15 protein-coding genes are annotated in these 20,170 nt (G+C 63.2%); 11 read left to right on the top strand and 4 right to left on the bottom strand.

What is annotated here, in order from left to right; translation table 11 throughout:
- Positions 1 to 57: 57 nt before the first annotated feature.
- From RB216_RS28780 to tssA, 4 genes are all read right to left on the bottom strand, one after another.
- Positions 58 to 546, bottom strand: a complete 489-nt coding sequence (locus RB216_RS28780; protein ID WP_005792512.1) for an Hcp family type VI secretion system effector — start codon at positions 544 to 546, stop codon at positions 58 to 60.
- 170 nt (positions 547 to 716) lie between these two features.
- Positions 717 to 2,216 (bottom strand): type VI secretion system contractile sheath large subunit, encoded by a 1,500-nt coding sequence (tssC, locus tag RB216_RS28775; RefSeq protein ID WP_028618496.1) that lies wholly within the window; start codon positions 2,214 to 2,216, stop codon positions 717 to 719.
- Positions 2,217 to 2,218: 2 nt separating this feature from the next.
- Positions 2,219 to 2,725, bottom strand: a complete 507-nt coding sequence (gene tssB, locus RB216_RS28770) for a type VI secretion system contractile sheath small subunit (protein WP_010207547.1) — start codon at positions 2,723 to 2,725, stop codon at positions 2,219 to 2,221.
- A 54-nt stretch (positions 2,726 to 2,779) separates the two neighbouring features.
- Positions 2,780 to 3,799 carry a type VI secretion system protein TssA gene (gene tssA, locus RB216_RS28765; protein WP_028618495.1) on the bottom strand — a complete coding sequence of 340 codons (1,020 nt, stop codon included), beginning with the start codon at positions 3,797 to 3,799 and terminating at the stop codon, positions 2,780 to 2,782.
- 394 nt (positions 3,800 to 4,193) lie between these two features.
- Between tssA and tagH the strand changes: the two genes are divergently transcribed.
- The 11 genes from tagH to RB216_RS28710 are packed head-to-tail and all read left to right on the top strand — an operon-like array spanning position 4,194 to position 20,116.
- Positions 4,194 to 5,489 (top strand): type VI secretion system-associated FHA domain protein TagH, encoded by a 1,296-nt coding sequence (tagH, locus tag RB216_RS28760; RefSeq protein ID WP_305383291.1) that lies wholly within the window; start codon positions 4,194 to 4,196, stop codon positions 5,487 to 5,489.
- A gap of 57 nt (positions 5,490 to 5,546) precedes the next feature.
- Positions 5,547 to 6,056: a type VI secretion system lipoprotein TssJ gene (gene tssJ, locus RB216_RS28755; RefSeq protein WP_028618493.1), complete on the top strand. Its 510-nt coding sequence runs from the start codon at positions 5,547 to 5,549 to the stop codon at positions 6,054 to 6,056.
- Positions 6,057 to 6,074: 18 nt separating this feature from the next.
- Entirely contained in the window at positions 6,075 to 7,409 is a 1,335-nt protein-coding gene (gene tssK, locus RB216_RS28750) for a type VI secretion system baseplate subunit TssK (RefSeq protein ID WP_028618492.1), read from the top strand.
- 6 nt (positions 7,410 to 7,415) lie between these two features.
- Complete coding sequence (locus RB216_RS28745; RefSeq protein ID WP_028618491.1) at positions 7,416 to 8,705, top strand: DotU family type VI secretion system protein; 1,290 nt, start codon at positions 7,416 to 7,418, stop codon at positions 8,703 to 8,705.
- The gene (gene tssM, locus RB216_RS28740; RefSeq protein ID WP_305383290.1) at positions 8,702 to 12,202 is read left to right on the top strand and encodes a type VI secretion system membrane subunit TssM; all 3,501 of its coding nucleotides are present in this window, start codon (positions 8,702 to 8,704) and stop codon (positions 12,200 to 12,202) included. Before RB216_RS28745 ends, tssM begins: the two co-directional genes overlap by 4 nt.
- On the top strand, positions 12,199 to 12,852 hold the full coding sequence (tagF, locus tag RB216_RS28735) for a type VI secretion system-associated protein TagF (protein ID WP_028618489.1): 654 nt from the start codon (positions 12,199 to 12,201) through the stop codon (positions 12,850 to 12,852). Before tssM ends, tagF begins: the two co-directional genes overlap by 4 nt.
- A complete protein-coding gene (locus RB216_RS28730; protein WP_122687016.1) occupies positions 12,853 to 13,572 on the top strand; it encodes a PP2C family protein-serine/threonine phosphatase in 720 nt (239 codons plus the stop codon).
- On the top strand, positions 13,569 to 16,526 hold the full coding sequence (locus tag RB216_RS28725) for a serine/threonine-protein kinase (RefSeq protein ID WP_122687017.1): 2,958 nt from the start codon (positions 13,569 to 13,571) through the stop codon (positions 16,524 to 16,526). The genes RB216_RS28730 and RB216_RS28725 overlap by 4 nt, the downstream gene beginning before the upstream one ends.
- Positions 16,526 to 17,230, top strand: coding sequence for an ABC transporter ATP-binding protein (locus RB216_RS28720; RefSeq protein WP_028618486.1), 705 nt, complete (start codon positions 16,526 to 16,528; stop codon positions 17,228 to 17,230). The genes RB216_RS28725 and RB216_RS28720 overlap by 1 nt, the downstream gene beginning before the upstream one ends.
- A complete protein-coding gene (locus tag RB216_RS28715; protein ID WP_308908148.1) occupies positions 17,230 to 18,414 on the top strand; it encodes an ABC transporter permease family protein in 1,185 nt (394 codons plus the stop codon). The genes RB216_RS28720 and RB216_RS28715 overlap by 1 nt, the downstream gene beginning before the upstream one ends.
- Complete coding sequence (locus RB216_RS28710; RefSeq protein ID WP_068936324.1) at positions 18,407 to 20,116, top strand: formylglycine-generating enzyme family protein; 1,710 nt, start codon at positions 18,407 to 18,409, stop codon at positions 20,114 to 20,116. The genes RB216_RS28715 and RB216_RS28710 overlap by 8 nt, the downstream gene beginning before the upstream one ends.
- Positions 20,117 to 20,170: the final 54 nt, after the last annotated feature.

Here is a 20,170-nt window from a genome sequence, read left to right as displayed (position 1 = left end):
TTGTGAGAGGGACAAGTGGGTTGTGGCCGTGGCGCGAAGCCACGGCCTCAAGGGCTATCAGCGCTTGGTGTTGGAACGGATGTTCCAGCCAAACTTGATCGCGCCGCCATCTTTGGTGCCGTCGGCTTTCTGTGGCTGGTAATCGACCATCACTTGGGCGAAGTTCAGGGTGACGTTCTCGGTCAGGCGGTCATCGGTGCCCGAACCGCCGGTGCTCAGGGAAGTGACCAGCACTTCTTCCAGGTTGATCACCATGTACTCGACCTGGCTTTCGCCACCGGCCTTGCGCACGGTCAGCTTGACCTTGTCGATGTGCTTGCCGCTGGCACAGTGCATCATCAGGTTCGGCGAGGCCTTGTCGACGTATTTGGTTAGCGACAGGTCCTGGATATTCACCTTGCCCGCGCCGCCGCCGCCACCTACGTGCATGTTGCCGGACTGGGCCATGCCCCAGCTCCAGTTCAGCACGTCGATTTCGTCCTTGTGGGCCTTGTCCATGGACTCGCCCTTGATGTCGCCGATCTTGATGAAAATATCAACAGCCATGTTTTCTCCCTGTGTGGACTCAGCCACGATATTTGTTTAAGCCCAATGGGCAATGCTGTTCTGTGGGAGCTGGCTTGCCTGCGATTGCTTCGCCGCGGTCTGACTGGCAGACCGCGTCGCGTGCATCGTGGACAAGCCCGGCTCCCACAGAAGAGCCGGCTCATTCGTGGTTATGCGCTTTTCGCCGAAGGCAGCTTCGATACCAGGCGCAGCGACACGGTCAGCCCTTCGAGCTGGTAGTGCGGGCGCAGGTAGAACTTGGAGTTGTAGTAACCCGGGTTGCCTTCCACTTCTTCCACGATCACTTCGGCGGCAGCCAATGGGTGCTGGGCCTTGGTGGTTTCGGTGGAGTGCGCAGGGTCACCGTCCACGTAGTTGAGGATCCAGTCCTGCAACCAGCGCTGCATTTCGTCCTTCTCTTTGAAGGAACCGATCTTGTCGCGCACGATGCACTTCAAGTAGTGGGCGAAACGGCAGGTGGCGAACAGGTACGGCAGGCGTGCGGCCAGGTTGGCGTTGGCGGTGGCGTCCGGGTCATCGTATTCGGCCGGTTTCTGCAACGACTGGGCGCCAATGAACGCGGCGAAGTCGGTGTTTTTCTTGTGCAGCAGCGGCATGAAACCGTTCTTCGCCAGTTCCGCTTCACGGCGGTCGCTGATGGCGATTTCGGTCGGGCATTTCATGTCCACGCCACCGTCATCGGTGGGGAACGTGTGCGCCGGCAGGTTTTCCACTTCTCCGCCGGACTCGATGCCACGGATGCGCGAGCACCAGCCGTAGTGCTTGAACGAACGGTTGATGTTCACCGCCATCGCGTACGCGGCGTTGGCCCAGGTGTACTTGGAGCTGTCGGCACCGTCGGTGTTTTCTTCGAAGGCAAAGGCTTCCACCGGGTCGGTCTTGGCGCCGTACGGCAGGCGTGCCAGGAAACGCGGCATGGTCAGGCCGATGTAGCGCGAGTCTTCCGATTCACGCAGCGAGCGCCAGCCGGCGTATTCCGGCGTGGTGAAGATCTTGGTCAGGTCGCGCGGGTTCGACAGCTCTTGCCACGAGCCCATGCCCATCACGGTCGGCGACGCCGCAGCGATGAACGGAGAGTGCATCGCTGCGCAGACTTTCGACAGCTCGCCCAGCAGTTCCACGTCCGGTGGCGACTGGTCGAAGTAGTAGTCGCCCACCAGGCAGCCGTAAGGCTCGCCGCCAAACTGGCCGTATTCTTCTTCGTACATCTTCTTGAAGATCGGGCTCTGGTCCCACGCGGTGCCCTTGAATTTCTTCAGGGTCTTGTGCAGGTCCGGCTTGGAGATGTTGAGCACACGGATCTTCAGCTGCTCATCGCTCTCGGTGTTGTTGACCAAGTAGTGCAGGCCACGCCAGGCGCTTTCCAGCTGCTGGAAATCCTGGTGATGGATGATCTGGTTGACCTGGGCGGTCAGCTTGGCGTCGATGGCAGCGATGATTGATTCGATCGACTTGATCGCGTCATTGGACACCAGATCGGTTTGCGCCAGAGCCTGTTCGGCCAAGGTGCGCACGGCGGTTTCCACGGCTTCGCGGGCACGCTCGGTCTTGGGCTTGAATTCCTGCAGCAGCAGGTTGGCGAACTCGCTGGCTTCTTCGGTCTGGGTACCCAGGATCTGGCTGCCTTCGCGGGCGGTATTGTCGGTCATGATTACTGATCCCCTGCAGGCTTCGGCGCGCTGGCAAGTGCCTGGAGCAATGCCGGGTCCTTGATCGCCTTCATGATGATTTCTTCAGCGCCGGTCTTGCCGTCCATGTAGGTCAGCAGGTTGGCCAGTTGGGTGCGGGCTTCGAGCAGTTGGTTCAGCGAGTCGACCTTGCGGGCCACGGCGGCCGGGCTGAAGTCGTCCATGCTTTCGAAGGTGATGTCCAGGCTCAGGTTGCCTTCGCCGGTCAGTTCGTTGGGCACGTGGAACGCCACGCGCGGCTGCATGGCCTTGAGGCGTGAGTCGAAATTGTCGACGTCCACTTCAAGGAACTTGCGGTCTGCCACCGGCGCCAGAGGCTCGGCGGGCTTGCCAGCGAGGTCGGCCATCACGCCCATTACGAAGGGCAGCTGGACCTTTTTCTCGGCGCCGTAAAGCTCGACGTCGTACTCGATCTGCACTCGAGGCGCGCGGTTGCGCGCGATGAATTTCTGAGAACTTTGCTTCGCCACGTTGCTGCTCCTGGTCGCTTGAGCGACGGTGTTGTTACTGCACAGTCGGGCGGTTTATTCGCCGTCCGGGCCGCGCAGGTTTTCAAATTGGGACATGCCGTCGGGAATCAGATTGCGCACGATGGCCGCGAAGTCGGCGTGCACCAGATGCTTCGCCCGGTTCAACAGCACCGGCAGCGGGCTCGAAGGCTCGTACCGGGTGTAATACGCAAGGATCTTGTCGAGGCTGCGCAGCACATCGTCGCGGCTGGCGATGTCGCCAACTGGGCGCGGTGCTGCGGGCGCAGCGGCGAAGTCGGCCGAGGGGGCATTGTCGTCACTGACGGCCTCGGGTTCGCTGCTGCTGTCGGTGCCGGGCACCGCTTGATTAAGGATCTGCAACGCCTGCTTGAGGGGTTGCTTCAAGGCACTGAGGTCCACGCCCTGGGCGGAACCGACCTGATCGTTGACCTGCCGTTCGATGGCTTCGCACGCCGCACGCGCCGCAATCAGCGCGTTACGGGTGGCTTGCAGGTGCTCGGGGTCGCTGTCGAGGAACGCGGCGTTGAGCTGCTGGGCGCCGAGTTGCTCGTCGGGGAAGCTCAACAGGCCACTGGCGTTGAGCGCCGCGCGCAGGCTCACGGGCCCGAAAGTGCGCGAGCGTGTCAGGATGCTTTCGCGCAGCAAGCGAATATTGGTGTCGCAGGTCAGGCCAGTGAGGGCGTTGATGCGTACGGTGGGGTCGTTGTCATCGTCGGCATCCAGGCGCGGGTGCAGGTCGGCCCAGTAATCGCGCAGCAACGCGTCGATCAGCGTCAGTGCTTCTGCAAGGCCCGCCACACCCTGGAGGGCGAGGGCGCTTTGCAGCAGGAAATGGGTGATGCGCAGGTCTTTGCTGCGCCCGAGCAAGTCGAGGCTTTGCTGCTGGATGCTGCGCCATTCCGGCGGTTCAGCGGGCAGGATGGAGTCGCCCATGCTGCGCTCGGGTTGGCCCTTGGCATCACGCTCCAATTGCAGAAATTGCGCGTCATATTCCATGTCTTCGCCACAGGGCGAAGTCGCGGAAACGGCGGTGAGCAGCAACGGCACATCCACTGAATTTGATCTCCCTATCAGCCCGTTAGACGGCGGGCAATTCATGCATTAGTTGCGCGAGGAACTTTGCATGTTTTCTTGGTCATATAAGCAAGATGCCACTAATGTGCCATCACTGGTATTCAAGAAGTTGTGCATTTTTGGTGTAGTACTTAGGGCTTGTCAAGGTAAGCTATTCGCCCTCTGTGACAGATGTGCGGTGCTTAACAACCTGCGCGACTGGTGGGTCGAACGACGCACCGGGACAGGATTTTTGTCATAGAGCCCAGTTAAGATCAGCGATCATGCTGGCATTGGCAGGTTTTAGACGGTCGATCGCTCGACCTGATGGCGATATCCCGGGAGGCGCTGTCCTGGGAGTCGACCGCGCGCGAAGTATCAGCAAGGAGGCAAGATGTCGCTGTGTTTGACTATCACTAGTTATCACAAGATTACCCCTGGGCAGTGCTCCGAAAAGTCCATGAATCAGGGCTCGATGGCTATTGGCCGCAGTTCCGATAATGACTGGGTACTGCCTGATCCAGAGCGCTTGGTCTCCTCGCAACATTGCGTTATTCAATACAAAGAGGGTCGTTATTATTTAACCGATAACAGCACTAATGGTGTGGAGTTGGTTAAAGCCGGTATCCGTATGCGTCGGGGTAACAGCGAACCGTTGCAAGACGGTGAGTTGATCCGCATCGGTGATTACGAGATCCAGGCGCGCATCGACTTCAACGTGCAGGCCGTCGACAGCCAGCCGTTTGCCGGCGATTCGCCGAACAGCTTTGAAGCGCTGATGGGGGCCGTGGCGAGCAAGCCCACGCCGGTGCCGGTGATCGCGCCGCAATTCCAGGGCGCTTCGTCGATGGACACGCTGCCGGACCTGTTCGACTTCCTCAGCCCCACCGCCGTGCCGCCGCCGACCGTGCCGGACCATGTGCCGTCCGAGCAGCATGACTTCCGTCCGCCGACGCCCGTTGCGCTCGAGAAACCCGTGGTTTCGGGCTCGGTGATTCCCGAAGATTGGGACCTGTTTGGCGATGCACCTGCGCCCGTTGCTCCGCCGCCCGCACCGGTCATTCAGCCGCCACCTGCGGTCGAGCCTGTGGCAAACACTCAGCAACCCGACCTCCTGCAAGCCTTTCTGCGCGGCGCTGGCCTCGATCAACTGCGCCTGGACAAAGCCCAGGCCGAGGCCCAGATGGAAAACATCGGCCGCAGCTACCGACTGATGGTCGAAGGCCTGATCGACGTGTTGCGTGCCCGCGCCAGCCTCAAGGGCGAGTTCCGCATGCAGCAGACCATGATCCAGCCCGCTGAAAACAATCCGTTGAAATTCGCCCCGAATGCTGACGAAGCGTTACTGCTTTTGCTTCGCCACGGCAATCAGGCGTTTATGGCACCGGACCTCGCCGTACGCGACAGTTTCAACGACCTGCGTGCCCACCAACTGGCGGTGATGGCCGGCGTGGAAGCGGCGATCAAACACCTGCTCACGCGCTTTGAACCGGCGCAATTGGAAGAGCGCATGGGCAAGCCCGGCGGGCTCTCAAGTATTTTCAACGGCTCACGCCAGGCTCAGTACTGGCAGCAATTCACCGAGCTCTACAGCAATATTTCCCGCGAGGCCCAGGAGGATTTCCAGGACCTGTTCGGCCGCGAATTCAGCCGGGCCTACGAAGAGCACAGCGCACGACAGCGTCGGTAAAACCGCGCCGCAACACATGGATCAACGGATAGCTAAATACGTCATTGAGGACGCAGGATGATTCCCAGGTTTTTACTCGCAGTCGCCACACTGCTTCTGCTGACGGCGTGTGCCAAAGACGCCGCCAAACCCGAAACAGCCGCCGAGGCCGAAGCGGAGACGGCCGCCGTCGAGCTGCACTTTCATGCGATCAACGGGCTCAACCCCGGCGCCAACGGCCAGGCTGCGCCGGTGCGGGTGCGCATCTTCGAACTGAAAAACGCCGCCACCTTTGCCCGCTCCGATTACTTCGCCCTGGCTGACCGGGCGCAATCGACCCTGGGCCTGGACCTGCTGGACCAGGACGAAGTGATGGTGCAGCCCGGCGAGCAACTGAGCATCCAGCGCGACCTCGACCCGTCCACGCGCCAGATCGGTTTGCTGGTGGGCTATCGCGAGTTGGACCGCGCGCAATGGCGCACGGTGATCAACGTGCCCGCGCGCCAATACACCGAATACCAGATCAGCCTCGATGTGCGTGCCGTGCGCGCCGACGTCGTGGTCACCCCATCCAGCCCTGCCCAATAAGAAGCAATCGGAGCCCCCATGTCCTGGAACAATCGCGTGGTCTGGTCGGAAGGCATGTTCATCGGAACGCAGCACTTCCAGCAGCATGACCGTTACCTGGAAAACCTGATCGACGCCCGCAGCCGCCCTTTGTCGGCCGGGGCCTGGGGTTTTTCCGAGCTGCTGATCGACCAGGGTCTGCTGGCCCAGGGCAAGCTGGCGATCGTCTCGGCGCGTGGCCTGTTGCCCGACGGCACGCCGTTCAACATTCCCCAGGACGATCTGGCGCCGAGCCCGCTGAACATCGACGACAACCTGCGCGATGGCCTGGTGTACCTGGCGCTGCCGCTCAAGCGTGCCGGTGCCCGCGATACCGTGGAGGAAGGCGAAGCCTTGGAGGCGGCGCGTTACGTGAGCCAGGTCCGCGAAGTGCGTGACGACAACGCACCCTTCGAAAACCGCGCACCGGTGGCCTTGGGCTCACGGGCTCTGCGCCTGCTGACCGCCCAGGATGGCATTAGCGATTACGCCGCCATCGGCCTGGTGCGCATCAAGGAAAAGCGCGCCGACCGTGCGCTGGTGCTCGACGACACCTACATCCCGCCGGTCCTGGACGTCGCCGCGAGCAAGCCGCTGACCGCATTCCGCAGCGAACTGCTCGGCTTGCTGCACCAACGCGGCGAAGCCCTGGCGGGGCGCGTGGTCGCTTCGGGCGCCGGTGGCGCGTCGGAGATTGCCGATTTCATGCTGCTGCAACTGGTCAACCGCGCCCAACCGCTGATCCAGCATTTGAGCCAGTTGAGCCCGCTGCACCCGGAGCGCTTTTTCAGCGAACTGGTCAGCCTGGCGGGAGAGTTCTCCACCTTCTCGACCTCAGGCCGCCGTCCCCAGGAATACCCGCAGTACCAGCACGACGACCTGGCGCTGAGCTTTGCTCCGGTGATGGCCGCCTTGCGTGAAGCGCTGTCGATGTTGATCGACAGCAAGGCCACGCCGATCCCGATTGTCGAGAAAGCCTACGGCGTCCACGTGGCGATGCTGGCCGACAAAACCCTGCTCGACAACGCCAGCTTCATCCTGGTGGTGCGTGCCGATGTCCCCGGCGAAACCCTGCGCGCGCGCTTCGGCCAGCAGAGCAAGGTTGGTTCGGTGGAGCACATCCGCGACCTGGTCAACTTGCAACTGCCGGGCATCACCCTGTTGCCTCTGCCCGTGGCGCCGCGCCAATTGCCGTACCACGCAGGTTCCACCTATTACGAGCTGGATCGCGGCAGCGAGGCCTGGCAACAGCTGGGCAATTCCGGCGGCTTTGCCTTCCACATCGCCGGGCAGTTCCCGGGCTTGAACCTGGCCTTTTGGGCGATCCGAGGATAATCCGCGATGCATCCCAATGATGATGACCGCACCCAGTTCATGCCGCGTCCGGGTGGTCGGGCGCCGGAACCTGCGCGTGCCGAACCGTCGCCGCTGGCCATGCCGGCCGCGCCGATGCTCACCGGCAAAAGCCAGGGCCTCAACCCGCTGGAAAGCGCCGCCGGCCCGTTGTTGGCACTGCTGACGCGCCTGCGCAACACCATCGCCCACCCGGCGCCGGCCAGCCTGCGCGCGCAGTTGCTGGCGTATCTGCGCCAGTTCGAAGAACGCGCCGAAGCGGCCGGTATCGCCCGCAACGAAGTACTGCTGGCCCGTTATGCGCTGTGCACCGCGCTGGATGAAGCGGTGTTGAGTACGCCATGGGGCAGCACCAGTGACTGGGGCAAACAGAGCCTGCTGATCACGGTGCATAACGAAGCTTGGGGCGGTGAGAAAGTCTTTCAGTTGCTCGACCATTGCCTGCAAAGTCCACGGGAACGCCTGTACCTGCTGGAGCTGCTGTACCTGTGCATGTGCCTGGGTTTTGAAGGCCGTTATCGCGTAATGAACGACGGCCGCAGTCAGTTGGAAACCCTGCGTGAACGCACGGCTGCCGCCATTCGCAGCGCCCGTGGCGAACACGAACGTGAACTGTCGCCACACTGGCGCGGCGTGACGGTGGCGCGGGATCGCCTGGCGCAATTCATGCCGCCATGGATCGCCGTGGCTATCGGCGTGGCGCTGTTGCTGGCGCTGCTGTTTGGTTTGCGCATGAAGCTGGCGTCGGATGCCGAGCCGGTGTTCAAGAATATTCACGCGTTGGGCGAAATCCCGGTGCAGGCCATCGACCGCCCGGTGGCACAACCCAAAGTCATCGAGCGCCCACGCCTGGCCGGTTTCCTGGTGGAAGACATCAAGGCCGGGCGCGTTGCCGTGGAAGATGCGGTCGACCGTTCAGTGGTGACCATCCGTGGCGACGAGCTGTTTGCGTCCGCCAGTTCCAGCATTGTCGATGACTACCAACCGCTGATGCTGCGCATCGCCGATGCCATCCGCAAAGTGAAAGGCCAGGTACGCGTGACCGGGCACAGCGACAACCGCCCGATTGCCACGCTGCGCTTCCCGTCCAACTGGGCGCTGTCGGAAGCACGGGCCAAGTCTGTGCTGGAAATCCTCGCGGCCAAGACTGGCCAGGCGGAGCGCTTCAGCGCCGAGGGCCGAAGCGACACCGAGCCGGTGGCGACCAACGCCACCGCAGAAGGCCGCGCCCGCAATCGTCGGGTTGAAATCACCGTATTGGCGGAGGGCGTCGAGTGAAGGCGTTTTTCAGTTTCATGATTCGCTGGGTGATTCCCGTGCTGGGCCTGATCGCCCTGAGCCTGATCATCTGGTTTGTCGGGCCGCTGCTCGACGTGCTGGTGCCGGAAGGGCGCCGCTGGGCGCTGATCATCCTGGTGTTCGCGGTGTGGATTGCCTACCGCGTGTTCCGCATTATCCAGGCCCGTCGCCAGGCCGCCGAAGTGATGCGCAGCCTGGCCGCCGAAACCCCGGCAGACCCCAATAGCGTCGCCACCGCCGAAGAACTCAGCACCCTGCGCCAGCGCATGGACGAGGCCCTGGCGCTGCTGAAGAAGGCCAAGCTGGGTGGCGATGAACGCCGCAACCTCTACGAGCTGCCGTGGTACGTGATCATCGGCCCGCCGGGTTCGGGCAAGACCACGGCGCTGGTCAACTCCGGCCTGCACTTCCCGCTGGCGGCACAGTTGGGCGCCGGTGCCGTGCGCGGCGTCGGTGGTACGCGCAACTGCGACTGGTGGTTTACCGATCAGGCTGTGTTGCTCGACACCGCCGGCCGCTACACCACCCAGGACAGCAACTCCACGGTGGATAAAGCCGCGTGGCTGGGTTTCCTCGACCTGCTGAAAAAACAGCGCTCGCGCCGGCCTATCGATGGTGCCTTCATCGCCATCAGCCTGTCGGACCTGTTGCTCGGCACCGACGCCGAGCGCGCCGCCCATGCCGCCGCCATCCGCCTGCGGATCCAGGAGTTGTACACCCAGCTGGGCGTGCGCTTTCCGATCTACCTGATGCTGACCAAGCTCGACCTGGTGCCAGGCTTCATGGAGTTCTTCGACAACCTGAGCAAGGAAGAGCGCGCCCAGGTGTGGGGCATGACCTTTGCTCTGGACGACGGCAAGAACAGCGACAGCCCGCTGGCACACCTGCAAAGCGAGTTCGCTGGCCTGGAACAGCGCCTCAACGAACGTCTGGTCGAACGCCTGCAACAGGAACGCGACCCGGCGCGGCGCGACCTGATCTACGGCTTCCCGCAGCAGTTCGGTGCGTTGAAGGATTGCCTGCAAAGCTTCCTCGAAGGCGTGTTCAAGCCCAATGCCTTTGAAGAGCGCGTGTTGCTGCGCGGTGTGTATTTCACCAGCGGCACCCAGGAAGGCAGCCCGATCGACCGCCTGATCGGCGCGATGGCCCAGAGCATGAACCTGGACCGCCAGCACCTGGCGCGCCAGAGCGGCACCGGACGCAGTTATTTCATCGAGAAACTCTTCACTGCGGTGGCGTTTGCCGAGCGTGGCTTGGTGGGGGTGAACCCGAAGGTCGAGCGTCGGCGCAAGTGGATTGCACGCGGTGTGCTGGCCGCCACCGTGGCGACTGTCGTGGTGGTCAGCGGTTTGTGGTGGGTGAGTTACCGCGCCAACCAGGCGTATATCGCCCAGGTCGACCAGAAGGTCGCACCGCTGGGCCAGTCCGTGCAGAACCTGAGCCCCGCGCAGCGTGACATCCTCGCGGTGCTGCCATTGCTCAACGCCGTGAAGAACCTGGCCGGCGACTCGCCAAGCTGGTCCGAAGGCCTGGGGCTGTACCAGGGCGACATGCTTGAAGCCGAGTCCGCCAGTGTCTACCGCAAGCTGTTGATCGCCGTGTTCGCGCCACGCCTGGTGACGCGCATCGAAGAGCAACTGCACGGCGGCGGCAATTCCGACTTCCTCTACGAAGGCCTCAAGGCCTACCTGATGCTCGCCGATTCCGAGCATTACGACCCGGACTTCATCAAGGCCTGGATCGCCCTCGACTGGGACCGCAACCTGCCGCGCGACCTGCCGGCCGATCAGCGCCAGGCATTGGCCGGGCACTTGCAGTCGCTGTTCGAACGCCATCCGCCCAATGCGCGCCTGGATCCCCGGCTGATCGACGACCTGCGTCGCCAGTTGCAGCAACTGCCGGTGGCCCAGCGTGTGTATGACCGGGTCAAGCGCCAGAAACTGCCCGAAGGCATCCCGGACTTTCGCATCAACGAAGCCGCCGGTCGTGATGCGGCGCTGGTGTTCAGCCGCAAAAGTGGCAAACCACTGGGCGAGCCGTTGAGTGGGTTCTTCACCGCCAAGGGCTATCGCCAGGCGTTTTTGTTGAGCAGCCTGAACCAGACCGGCACCCTGGCTGAAGAGCAGTGGGTGTTGGGGCACGAACAGGCCGACCAGCAGAACGTGGTGAGCCTCGCCGCCGACGTACGCCGCCTGTATTTCCAGGATTACCAGCGTCAGTGGGATGCGTTGCTGGCGGACATCGACTTTGTGCCGATCACCAGCGTGGCCCAGGCGGCCGACGTATTGCGGGTGATTTCCGGTCCGACTTCTCCGCTGAAAAAACTGCTGGTGGCGGTGGCCAAGGAAACCGATCTGCAAGCCGAAGAGCGCCAATTGGCCGCTAAAGGCGTACCGGTGGAAGGAGGCGTCGACAAGCTCAAGGAGCGCCTGGGCAGCCTGCTTGGCCAGGAACAACCGACCGCCAATGCACCTGCTGCTGCGGATGATCCGGTGACCGCACACTTTGCCGAACTCAACAGCATCGTCAGCAAGAATGAAGGCGAGCCAGCGGCCATCGATGGCCTGCTCACCGACATGAATGCGCTGTATGTGCAGGTCAGCGCCATGGTCGGCGCCAGCGGTGATGCCTTGCTCGGTGAGGCGAAGAACCAGGCGGCCGCTGCGGCCACGCGGGTCAGCCTGAATGCCGAACGCCAGCCACCGTTGGTGCAGGGCATGGTCAAGTCGGTGGTCAATTCCACCACCAACAGCATGATGGGCGGGGTGCGCAATCAACTGAACGCGGCCTGGGTCAGCGAAGTAGTCAACGTGTATCGCCAGTCGCTGGCCGGCCGCTACCCGATGTCGCCGGGCAGCGCACGGGACGCGACCCTGGATGACTTCGGCCAGTTCTTCGGCGTGGGCGGAGTGATGGACAACTACTTCCGCAAATACCTGCAGCCTTACGTAGACACCTCCGCGCAGACCTGGCGCTGGCAGCCGGGCGCGGCGCAGAAGCTCGGCATTGCTCCGGGCGTGCTGCAAACCTTCCAGCGCGCAGCGACGATCCGCGATGCGTTCTTCCGCTCGGGTGGCACCCAGCCCATCGTGCGTTTCGAACTCAAACCGGTGTCGATGGACCCGACCATCACCCAGTTCCTGCTGGACCTGGACGGTCAGCAACTGAGCTACGACCACGGCCCAAGCCGCCCAGTGGCGATGCAATGGCCAAACCCCGGCAGCATTGGCGTGGTGCGTATTTCCATCATGCCGCCGTCGGCCAGTGGCCGTTCCGGCGTGACCCTGGACGGACCGTGGGCCTGGTTCCGCCTGCTGGAGCAATCGGACCTTACGGCTGGTAATTCCCCGGACCGCTTCAACCTGCGCCTGCGCGTCGACGGTGCGAGCATCGCCTACGAACTGCGCGCCAACAGCGCCTTCAACCCGTTCAAGAGCCGCGTGCTCAGTGGCTTCAGCCTGCCGGAGCGGCTATGACGACGCTGGGTTTCTACGGCAAGTTGGCCAGTCGTGGTGACTTTGTCAGCCGCGCGCTACCCCAGAGTTTTATCGGCCCGTGGGACAGCTGGTTGGCGGCGGGTCTGCTCGCCAGCCAGAGCAGCCTGGGCGGCGACTGGCTCAACACCTACCTGGTCAGCCCGTTGTGGCGCTTTGTGCTGGCGCCGGGTGTATGCGGACCGGACGCGGCGGCGGGTGTGGTGATGCCGAGCATCGACCGGGTCGGGCGCTACTTCCCTCTGGCGGTGGTGACCTTGCTCGATCACGACACCAATCCCGCGTCCCTGGTCGGCGGGCCGGACACCTGGTTCGAGCAGGCCGAAGCGTTGCTGCTCAGCACCCTGGATGCCGGTGCTACCTTCGAAGGCTTCAATGAAGGCCTCGATGGCCTGGGTTTCCCGGCGAGCGAACCGCGTACCGTGGGCAGCCGTTTCGCCGGCCTGCAACGGGTGGCTACCACCGTGCCTCAGGGGCGTCTGACCGCCCTGGCCGAACAGGCCTGCGAAGGCGCGAGCCTGTGGTGGGGCCGTGGCTCGCAGACGATTTCTCCTGGTTTGTTGCGGTGTCAGGGCCTGCCTGCCGCCGACGATTTTGCGCAGTTTTTGCTCGGACAAGAAGGTGTGGTGTAGATGGGGTCGACGTACAAATCCGCGAGCAAAAGCCATGTAGGCATGGTCCGCCAGGTCAATGAAGACGCCTGCCTGGACCTGCCGGAAAACCGCCTGTGGGTGGTGGCCGACGGCATGGGCGGGCACGCGGCGGGGGATTACGTGAGCAGCCTGATCGTCGACAGCTTGCGCAGCGTGCCGGTGGGGCGCTCGCTGGATGAATACACGGCGGCGCTGCGCAACGACCTGCTGCGCATCAACGCCGCCGTGCGCGAAGAAACCGCCCATCGTGGCGTGACCATGATGGGCAGCACCGTGGTGGTGTTGGCCGCCCGTGGCCTGCGCGGCGTTTGCCTGTGGGCCGGCGACAGCCGCTTGTACCGCCTGCGCGACGGCGTGCTGGAAGGTATCTCCCGCGACCACAGCTACGTGCAAGACCTGCAAGACAGCGGCCTGCTCAGCGAAGCCGACGCCCGCACGCATCCACGCGCCAATATCGTCACCCGTGCGATTGGCGTGGAAGCGCACCTGGAACTGGCGGTGGTCGACCTGCTGATCGCTCCCGGTGACAGCTATTTGCTGTGCAGCGATGGCCTGAACAAGACCGTCGAAGACCATGAGATCCGCGAAGTCCTCGGCCACGACACGCCGGATGAAATCGTGCGCAGCCTGGTGCACCTGGGACTCAACCGGGGTGCGCCGGACAACATCACCGCCATCGTTGTGAAGGTATCGGCATGAACATCCTGATTCCGGGTTATGACATCGAAGGCGAGATCGGCGAAGGCGCCATGGCCAGCGTGTACCTGGCGACCCAGCGTTCCCTGGAGCGCAAGGTGGCGTTGAAGGTGATGGCGGCGGCATTGGCGGCTGACCCGAGCTTCTGCGAACGCTTCCTGCGTGAGGGCAAGACCCTGGCGCGCTTGTCGCATCCGCACACGGTGACCATCCATGACATCGGCAACGTCGGTGAGCTGTATTACATGGCCATGGAATACCTGCCCAACGGCACGCTCAAGGAGCGCATCGCCGCCGGGATGACGCCGGAGCAGGGCGTGACGCTGATTCGCCAGATCGCCTCGGCGCTGGGCTATGCCCACGCCCAGGGCTTGGTGCACCGCGATGTGAAACCGGCGAACATTCTGTTCCGTGCCGATGGTACGGCGGTGCTGTCGGACTTCGGTATCGCCAAATCGCTGGATGATCGCACTCAGTTCACCCAGGCCGGGTTTGCCGTAGGCACGCCGAGTTATATGAGCCCAGAGCAGGCGCGGGGACAAGAAATTGATGGTCGCGCCGACTTGTACGCGCTGGGCGTGGTGCTGTACGAGATTCTCGTCGGCAAGCTGCCATACACTGGCACCGATGCGCTCTCCACGGCGCTCGCGCACCTGACTGAACCGCTGCCCGAATTGCCGGTGCACCACGGTCGTTATCAGGAGGTGCTGCGCAAGCTGTTGGCCAAGGATCCGGCGGAGCGCTTCGCGGATGCGGCGGCGTTGTTGCGGGCGTTGGATAACCTGCCGTCGGAATCGCCAGAGGCTACCTTGGTGCGGCCGTTGCCGATCCCCATGAGTTTTGATCTGGCCGGCATCACCCCGGAATCCATCGAGATCCCCACCGAGAAACCCCAGCCGGTGCGCCAACCGGTGGTGCCGCCGACCCAGCACAGCGAGCAGCGCCGTGGGCCGGTGTTGGCACTCGCCGCTGTTGCAGTGGCGGTTGCGTTGGCCATTGGTGGTGCGAGTTATTGGTGGTTGAGCGGCAGCGATGAGCCCGTGGCCAAGCCCCCGGCTGCGGTGGTTGTGCCCCCTGTGGCGCCGCCTGTGGCAGAAGTGGATGGCGGTCAGCGTCCGTTGCTGATGGCGGGTAAGAAAACCCTGTTCCAACGCGTCCTCAGCAAACCCGGCGCCAAGCTTTCAACGGACGCCGGCAGTGCGCCGGGCAAGGCTTTGCCGGCGTTTTCCGTGCTTTACGTCTACCAACGCAAGGACGTTGACGGCAACCCATGGGTACGCGTCGGCGCCGCCACCGATGGCCGCAGCGACGGCTGGTTGCCCGCGTCCCTGGTCAGCGACTGGAAGCAGAGCCTGGTGCTCAAGTTCACCGAGCGTTCAGGCCGCGCGCCGGTAATGTTCCTGCGCCAATCCGCTGAAGTGGAAAGGTTGCTGGCTGACCCGGCCGCCGCCAAAGGCGTACTGGCCAAGGCGCAGAAAAACAGTGAGGACAACAGCCAGATCCTGGCCCTGGAACCGACCGCCAGCGCTGTGCCGCAAAACCAGTTCTACCTGCTGCCGATCTTCGACGCCAAAGAGAGCTTCGACGAAAACGGCCAGCCGGTGCAGTTGCTCAATGTGGCCTCCATCGACCCAGGCACCAGCGCCGCTAAACCGGCCACGCCGGTGATCAACGCCAATGCTGACGCCTTCCGCACGGCTGTTGTGCTGGTGGTGGATACCACCGTTTCCATGCAGCCCTACATCGACCAGATCCGCGACGTGGTGCACGAACTGCAAACGCGCATCGGCGAACGCGGCGAGTTGGACAGCGTGAGCTTCGGCATGGTCGGCTTTCGCAGCAGCATCAAGAAAACCCCTGGCCTGGAATACGTCGCCAAGACCTTGATCACCCTCGATCAGGGCCGCGACCCGCAACGTTTCCTCGACATGGCGCGCCAGGTCAAGGCGTCCACTGTGTCCAGCCATTCGTTCAACGAAGATGCGTTCGCCGGCGTGATGCAGGCAGTGGATGGCATGGATTGGTCCGGCTATGGCGGACGCATCATCCTGCTGGTCACCGATGCCGGTGCGCTGCGCAAGAACGATCCGTTCGCCGCCACCCAGATGAACGAAGCCGAGGTACGCCAGGCCGCGCTGGGCAAACAGATCAAGATCTACGCCCTGCACCTGCGTACCGACGCCGGCAAGAAAACCCATGCCGGCGCCGAGAGCCAGTACCGCATCCTCACCGCCGACGCCAACCCTCAGATCGGCGACCTCTACACGGCGGTGCCCGGTGGTGATGTGCGCAAGCTCGGAGAGCGTGTGGATGAGATCGGTACGGTGTTCGCCAATCTTGTGCATCAAGTGCGCAGCAACACGCCACAGCCGGTGCCGTTGTTGAACAGCGCGCCGAGTCTGGCGGATAAGTCCGCCGCCGTCGGTTATGCCATGCACATGGATTTCCTCGGCCGTAAAGCTGCGAGTCAGGCACCGCAACTGGTCAGCGCCTGGACTGCCGACCGCGACCTGACCAACCCGGCACTGCCGGCGTTCCAGGTGTGTGTGATGCTGACCAAGTTGCAGCTCAATGACCTGCAGCAGTCGCTGAAATTGATCGTCGACGCGGCACGCAAGACCCAGACTTCACCCAAGGACTTCTTCCAGGAAATCGCCAGCGCCTCCGCCTATATGAGCCGCGACCCACAGGCCCTGCGCAAGGGCGGCAACCTGGCCGACGGCGGCATCTTGGGTGAATACCTGGAAGGCCTGCCGTACCGCAGCAAGTCGCTGAACATGACCCAGGACCTGTGGTTGTCGTTGAGCGTGGCCGAGCAGGAAGACTTTATCGACGAGCTGGATTCGAAGATCCGCCTCTACGAAACCTTCCACAATGATGTGGCCAACTGGGTCCGTTTCGGCGATGCCGAGCCGGGTGACGCGTTGTACCGCGTGCCGTTGTCGACGTTGCCGTGATGCTGAACCTGAACGCGGTGCACAAGAGCCGGGGCGTCGGCAGCCAGCGCTACAGCCTGGTGATTCCGGCGCTGACGCTGCGTGAGGGTGAGCAATTGGCGATTGTCGGGCCCAGCGGTTGTGGCAAAAGCACCTTGCTGGATTTGCTGGCGTTGGTATTGGCGCCGGATCAGGTCGGGCAGTTTGAATTTCATCAGCAGGACATTGCCGGATTGTGGCGCGGTGATCAGCAATCCATGCTGGCCGCGCTGCGTAGCCAGCATCTGGGCTATGTGCTGCAAACCGGCGGCTTGCTGGGGTTTCTCGATGTGCGTGGCAATATCGCCTTGTCACGGCAACTGTTGGGCTTGAAGGACGACGGCAGCGTGGCGCGCCTGGCCGAGCAGTTGGAGATCAGCGACCAGTTGGCCAAGAAACCGGCGGCGCTCTCGGTGGGCCAGCGCCAGCGCGTCAGCTGTGCCCGCGCCCTGGCTCATGCGCCGCAACTGGTGTTGGCGGATGAACCGACGGCGTCCCTCGACCCCTTGAATGCCGAGCGCGTGATGCAGGCGCTGCTGGCCCAGGCGCGCGAACACCGTGCCGCCTGTGTGATTGCCACCCATGACGAACCCCTGGCCCGCGCCAGTGGCTTGCAGGTGCGGCGTATCAGTTGCCGTCGCGACACCGACGGCGGCGTCACCGCGACCCTCGGGGAGGTGTGCTGATGCGCCTCGGTCTGGTGGCGTCGCTGGCCTGGCAGGACTATCGCAACGATGCCTGGCTGTCGGTTTGTTCGGTATTGGCGCTGGTCGCCGTCATTGCACCGTTGCTAGTGTTATTCGGCCTGAAATTTGGACTGGTTAGCAGTTTGACCGAACGTTTGCAGACCGACCCCGCCACCCGTGAAATTATTCCGTTGGGCGGTGGTCGATTCAGCAGCGCCTTTATCGAGCAACTCGGCCAGCGCAGCGATGTGGCGTTTGCACTCCCGCGCACGCGACAAATTGCGGCGACCGCGCAGGTGGGCGCCTTGGCCCTGGAAATGCTGCCGACCGCATCGGGTGATCCCTTGCTGGCGGGTCTTCCGGTGCCGAGGGGCCTGGAACAGATCGTGCTGAGTCACACCGCCGCCGAGAAGCTGGCAGCGCGGCCAGGGGATTGGCTGGAGACCAGCTTTGCACGGCAAGTGGCAGGACGCTTCGAGGCCCAGCGCACGCGTTTGCAGGTGCTGGCGGTATTGCCGCTGGAAGCCTTCGCCCGTGATGGGCTGTTTGCCGATTTGAAATTGCTGGAAGCAGCAGAAGATTACCGCGATGGTCGCGCGGTGCCGGCCTTGGGCTGGGAGGGTGAAGCGGTCGGTGTGAGTGAACAGCGCGTGTACCCGGCATTCCGCCTGTATGCGCAGAACCTCACCGATGTGGAACCGCTGCGGGTGTTTTTCGCCGGGCAGAACCTGCTGGTGTCGACCCAGGCGCAGACCATCGCGCAGGTGCAGTCGTTGAGCCGCAACCTGTCGATCGTTTTCTGGGTGATCTGCGGGTTGGCGTTGGCGGGGGCGTTTGCGGCGATATTTGCTGGAGCGTTGGCCGCCGTGGTGCGTAAGCGTCGGGAATTGTCGGTGTTGCGCCTGTTGGGGTTTTCCACCGGTGGGCTGTTGTTGTTTGTGGTGGTGCAGGCGCTGTACAGCGCAGGTTTCGCCGCCGTGCTCAGTGCCGGCCTGTATGGCTTGGCCGAGGCGGCTTTGAACACGTTATTTGTGCAGGTGCCGGGCGAACACGCCAGCCACCTGTTGGCACGTCATTACGGCCTGGCCCTGGCTGCAGTCATGGGCGTCAGCGCCGTGGCGGCGGCCTGTGGTGGCTGGCGAGTGGCGCGGATCCAGGCTTCTGAAGGAATCAGAGATGTATAAGTTACTGGGCGCCTGTGTGGCGCTGACCCTGGCCTCGATGGCCTGGGCCGATGAGGCGAGTGACAAACTCGATAACCCCAAGCCGTTGGAGGGCGACGTCAGCCTGCCGCTGCCGTGCGAAGGCAACATGGTATTTCGTTACGCCTACGTGTTGGCTCAAGGCACCCTGGATGACCGCGAGATCAGTCTCGGCTACCCCTTTGCCGAAGGCGAGGCGGGTTATCAGCAGTCGTTTATTTCCGGCTACCGTCGCGACTTCATCAACGGCCAGTTCACCCTCAAGGACCTGCCCAAAGACTGGAACAAAATCATCGCACCCTTGATGCCGAAGACCGACGCCAAGACCCCGCTCAAGCCCATGCTCTACTTCATCGGCAAGTACGAAGTGACCGCACGCCAGTACGCCCAGGTGATGTCCCAGGCGCAATCGTTGGCCAGTGGTGAACCCGCGCCTGCGTGCGACGCACCCACCGGCATGGCCGGACGCTTGCCCAAGGTCAAACTGTCGCGCTTTGAGGCCGAGCGTTTTTCGGCGGTGTACAGCGCCTGGCTGATGAAATATCACCGCGAATTGCTGCCGGTGAGCGGACGCGGCTCTTCGGCGGACGACGGCGGTTTGGGTTTTGTGCGCCTGCCCACCGAAGTGGAGTGGGAATTCGCCGCGCGTGGCGGTCATGCCGTCAGCCGCCAGGACTTGGAAGCGCGGCTGTTCCCGCGCCGTACTGAAGGCAGTGACAGCGACGGCCCGCTCGGCGATTACGCCGTGTTCAACCAGGTCGCCGGCGGTACCGGCCAGGCCGCGCGCCTGATGCCTATCGGCACCAAGTTGCCCAACCCGATCGGTCTGTTCGATGTGATCGGCAACGCGGCGGAAATGGTCCAGGAATCCTTCCAACTGGTGCACGCCGGGCGTCGTCAGGGCACCTACGGCGGCTTTGTGGTCAAGGGTGGCAACTACCTGGAAGGCGAGGGCACGCTGTTCACCGGCATGCGCCGCGAGTACCCGCTGTTCGCCGCCGACGGCACCGAGCAAAGCAACGAGACCACCGGGTTCCGCGTGGCGATTGGTGCCTTGTCGGCGCCGCGTTCACGTTACAAGGAGTTGTTCGCCCAATGGCAGAAAGAAGGTCGCCTGGCTTCGCTGACCGACGCCATCGACGATGCCCAGGACCCGACCAAGCGCCTGGACAGCATCATTGCCGCCAGCGCCGACCCCAAGCTGCAAGCCGAGCTGGGGCTGGTCAACGAAGAGCTCAAGCGCAACGTCTCGCTGATCGCCCAGCAACGCGAAGAGGCGGCGGGCAACCTGATCCAGTCGGCCGCGTTGGTGGCCGAAACCATCGCCAACTACAACATCCGCCTGGCCAACCTGCAGAAGAGCCGCCAACAGTCCCTGGACAACAAGGACGAGGCCAGCGCGCAGCTGTTCGACATGGCGATTGCCAATGGCCGTAGCGCGCTCGATGGCGCGGTGGCGATCTATATCGACAACCTGGCCACTGGCACGCGTTACACCGATGCGGTGATCCAGGCGCAGTTTCAACGGATCAAGGAAGAGTTGGATCGCAAGCCGGTGCTCGGTAAGAGCCTGGTGACGCGCGCAACACTGTTCGTTCGCCATGTCGGCAACTACCGCAAGCAACAGCGGGCCGACCCGGCAACGATCTTGAAGGAATTGCTCGCAGCGAGCGGTCAGCGATGAGCGCTGGCTGTATGGCGAGCTTGGAAGGGACTCAGGCGGCGGTGGGCCGTGCTG

Origin of the sequence: Pseudomonas canadensis (genome assembly GCF_030980095.1) — a bacterium.
GTDB classification, from domain to species: domain Bacteria; phylum Pseudomonadota; class Gammaproteobacteria; order Pseudomonadales; family Pseudomonadaceae; genus Aquipseudomonas; species Aquipseudomonas canadensis.
This window is presented reverse-complemented; position numbering and strand designations above follow the sequence as displayed.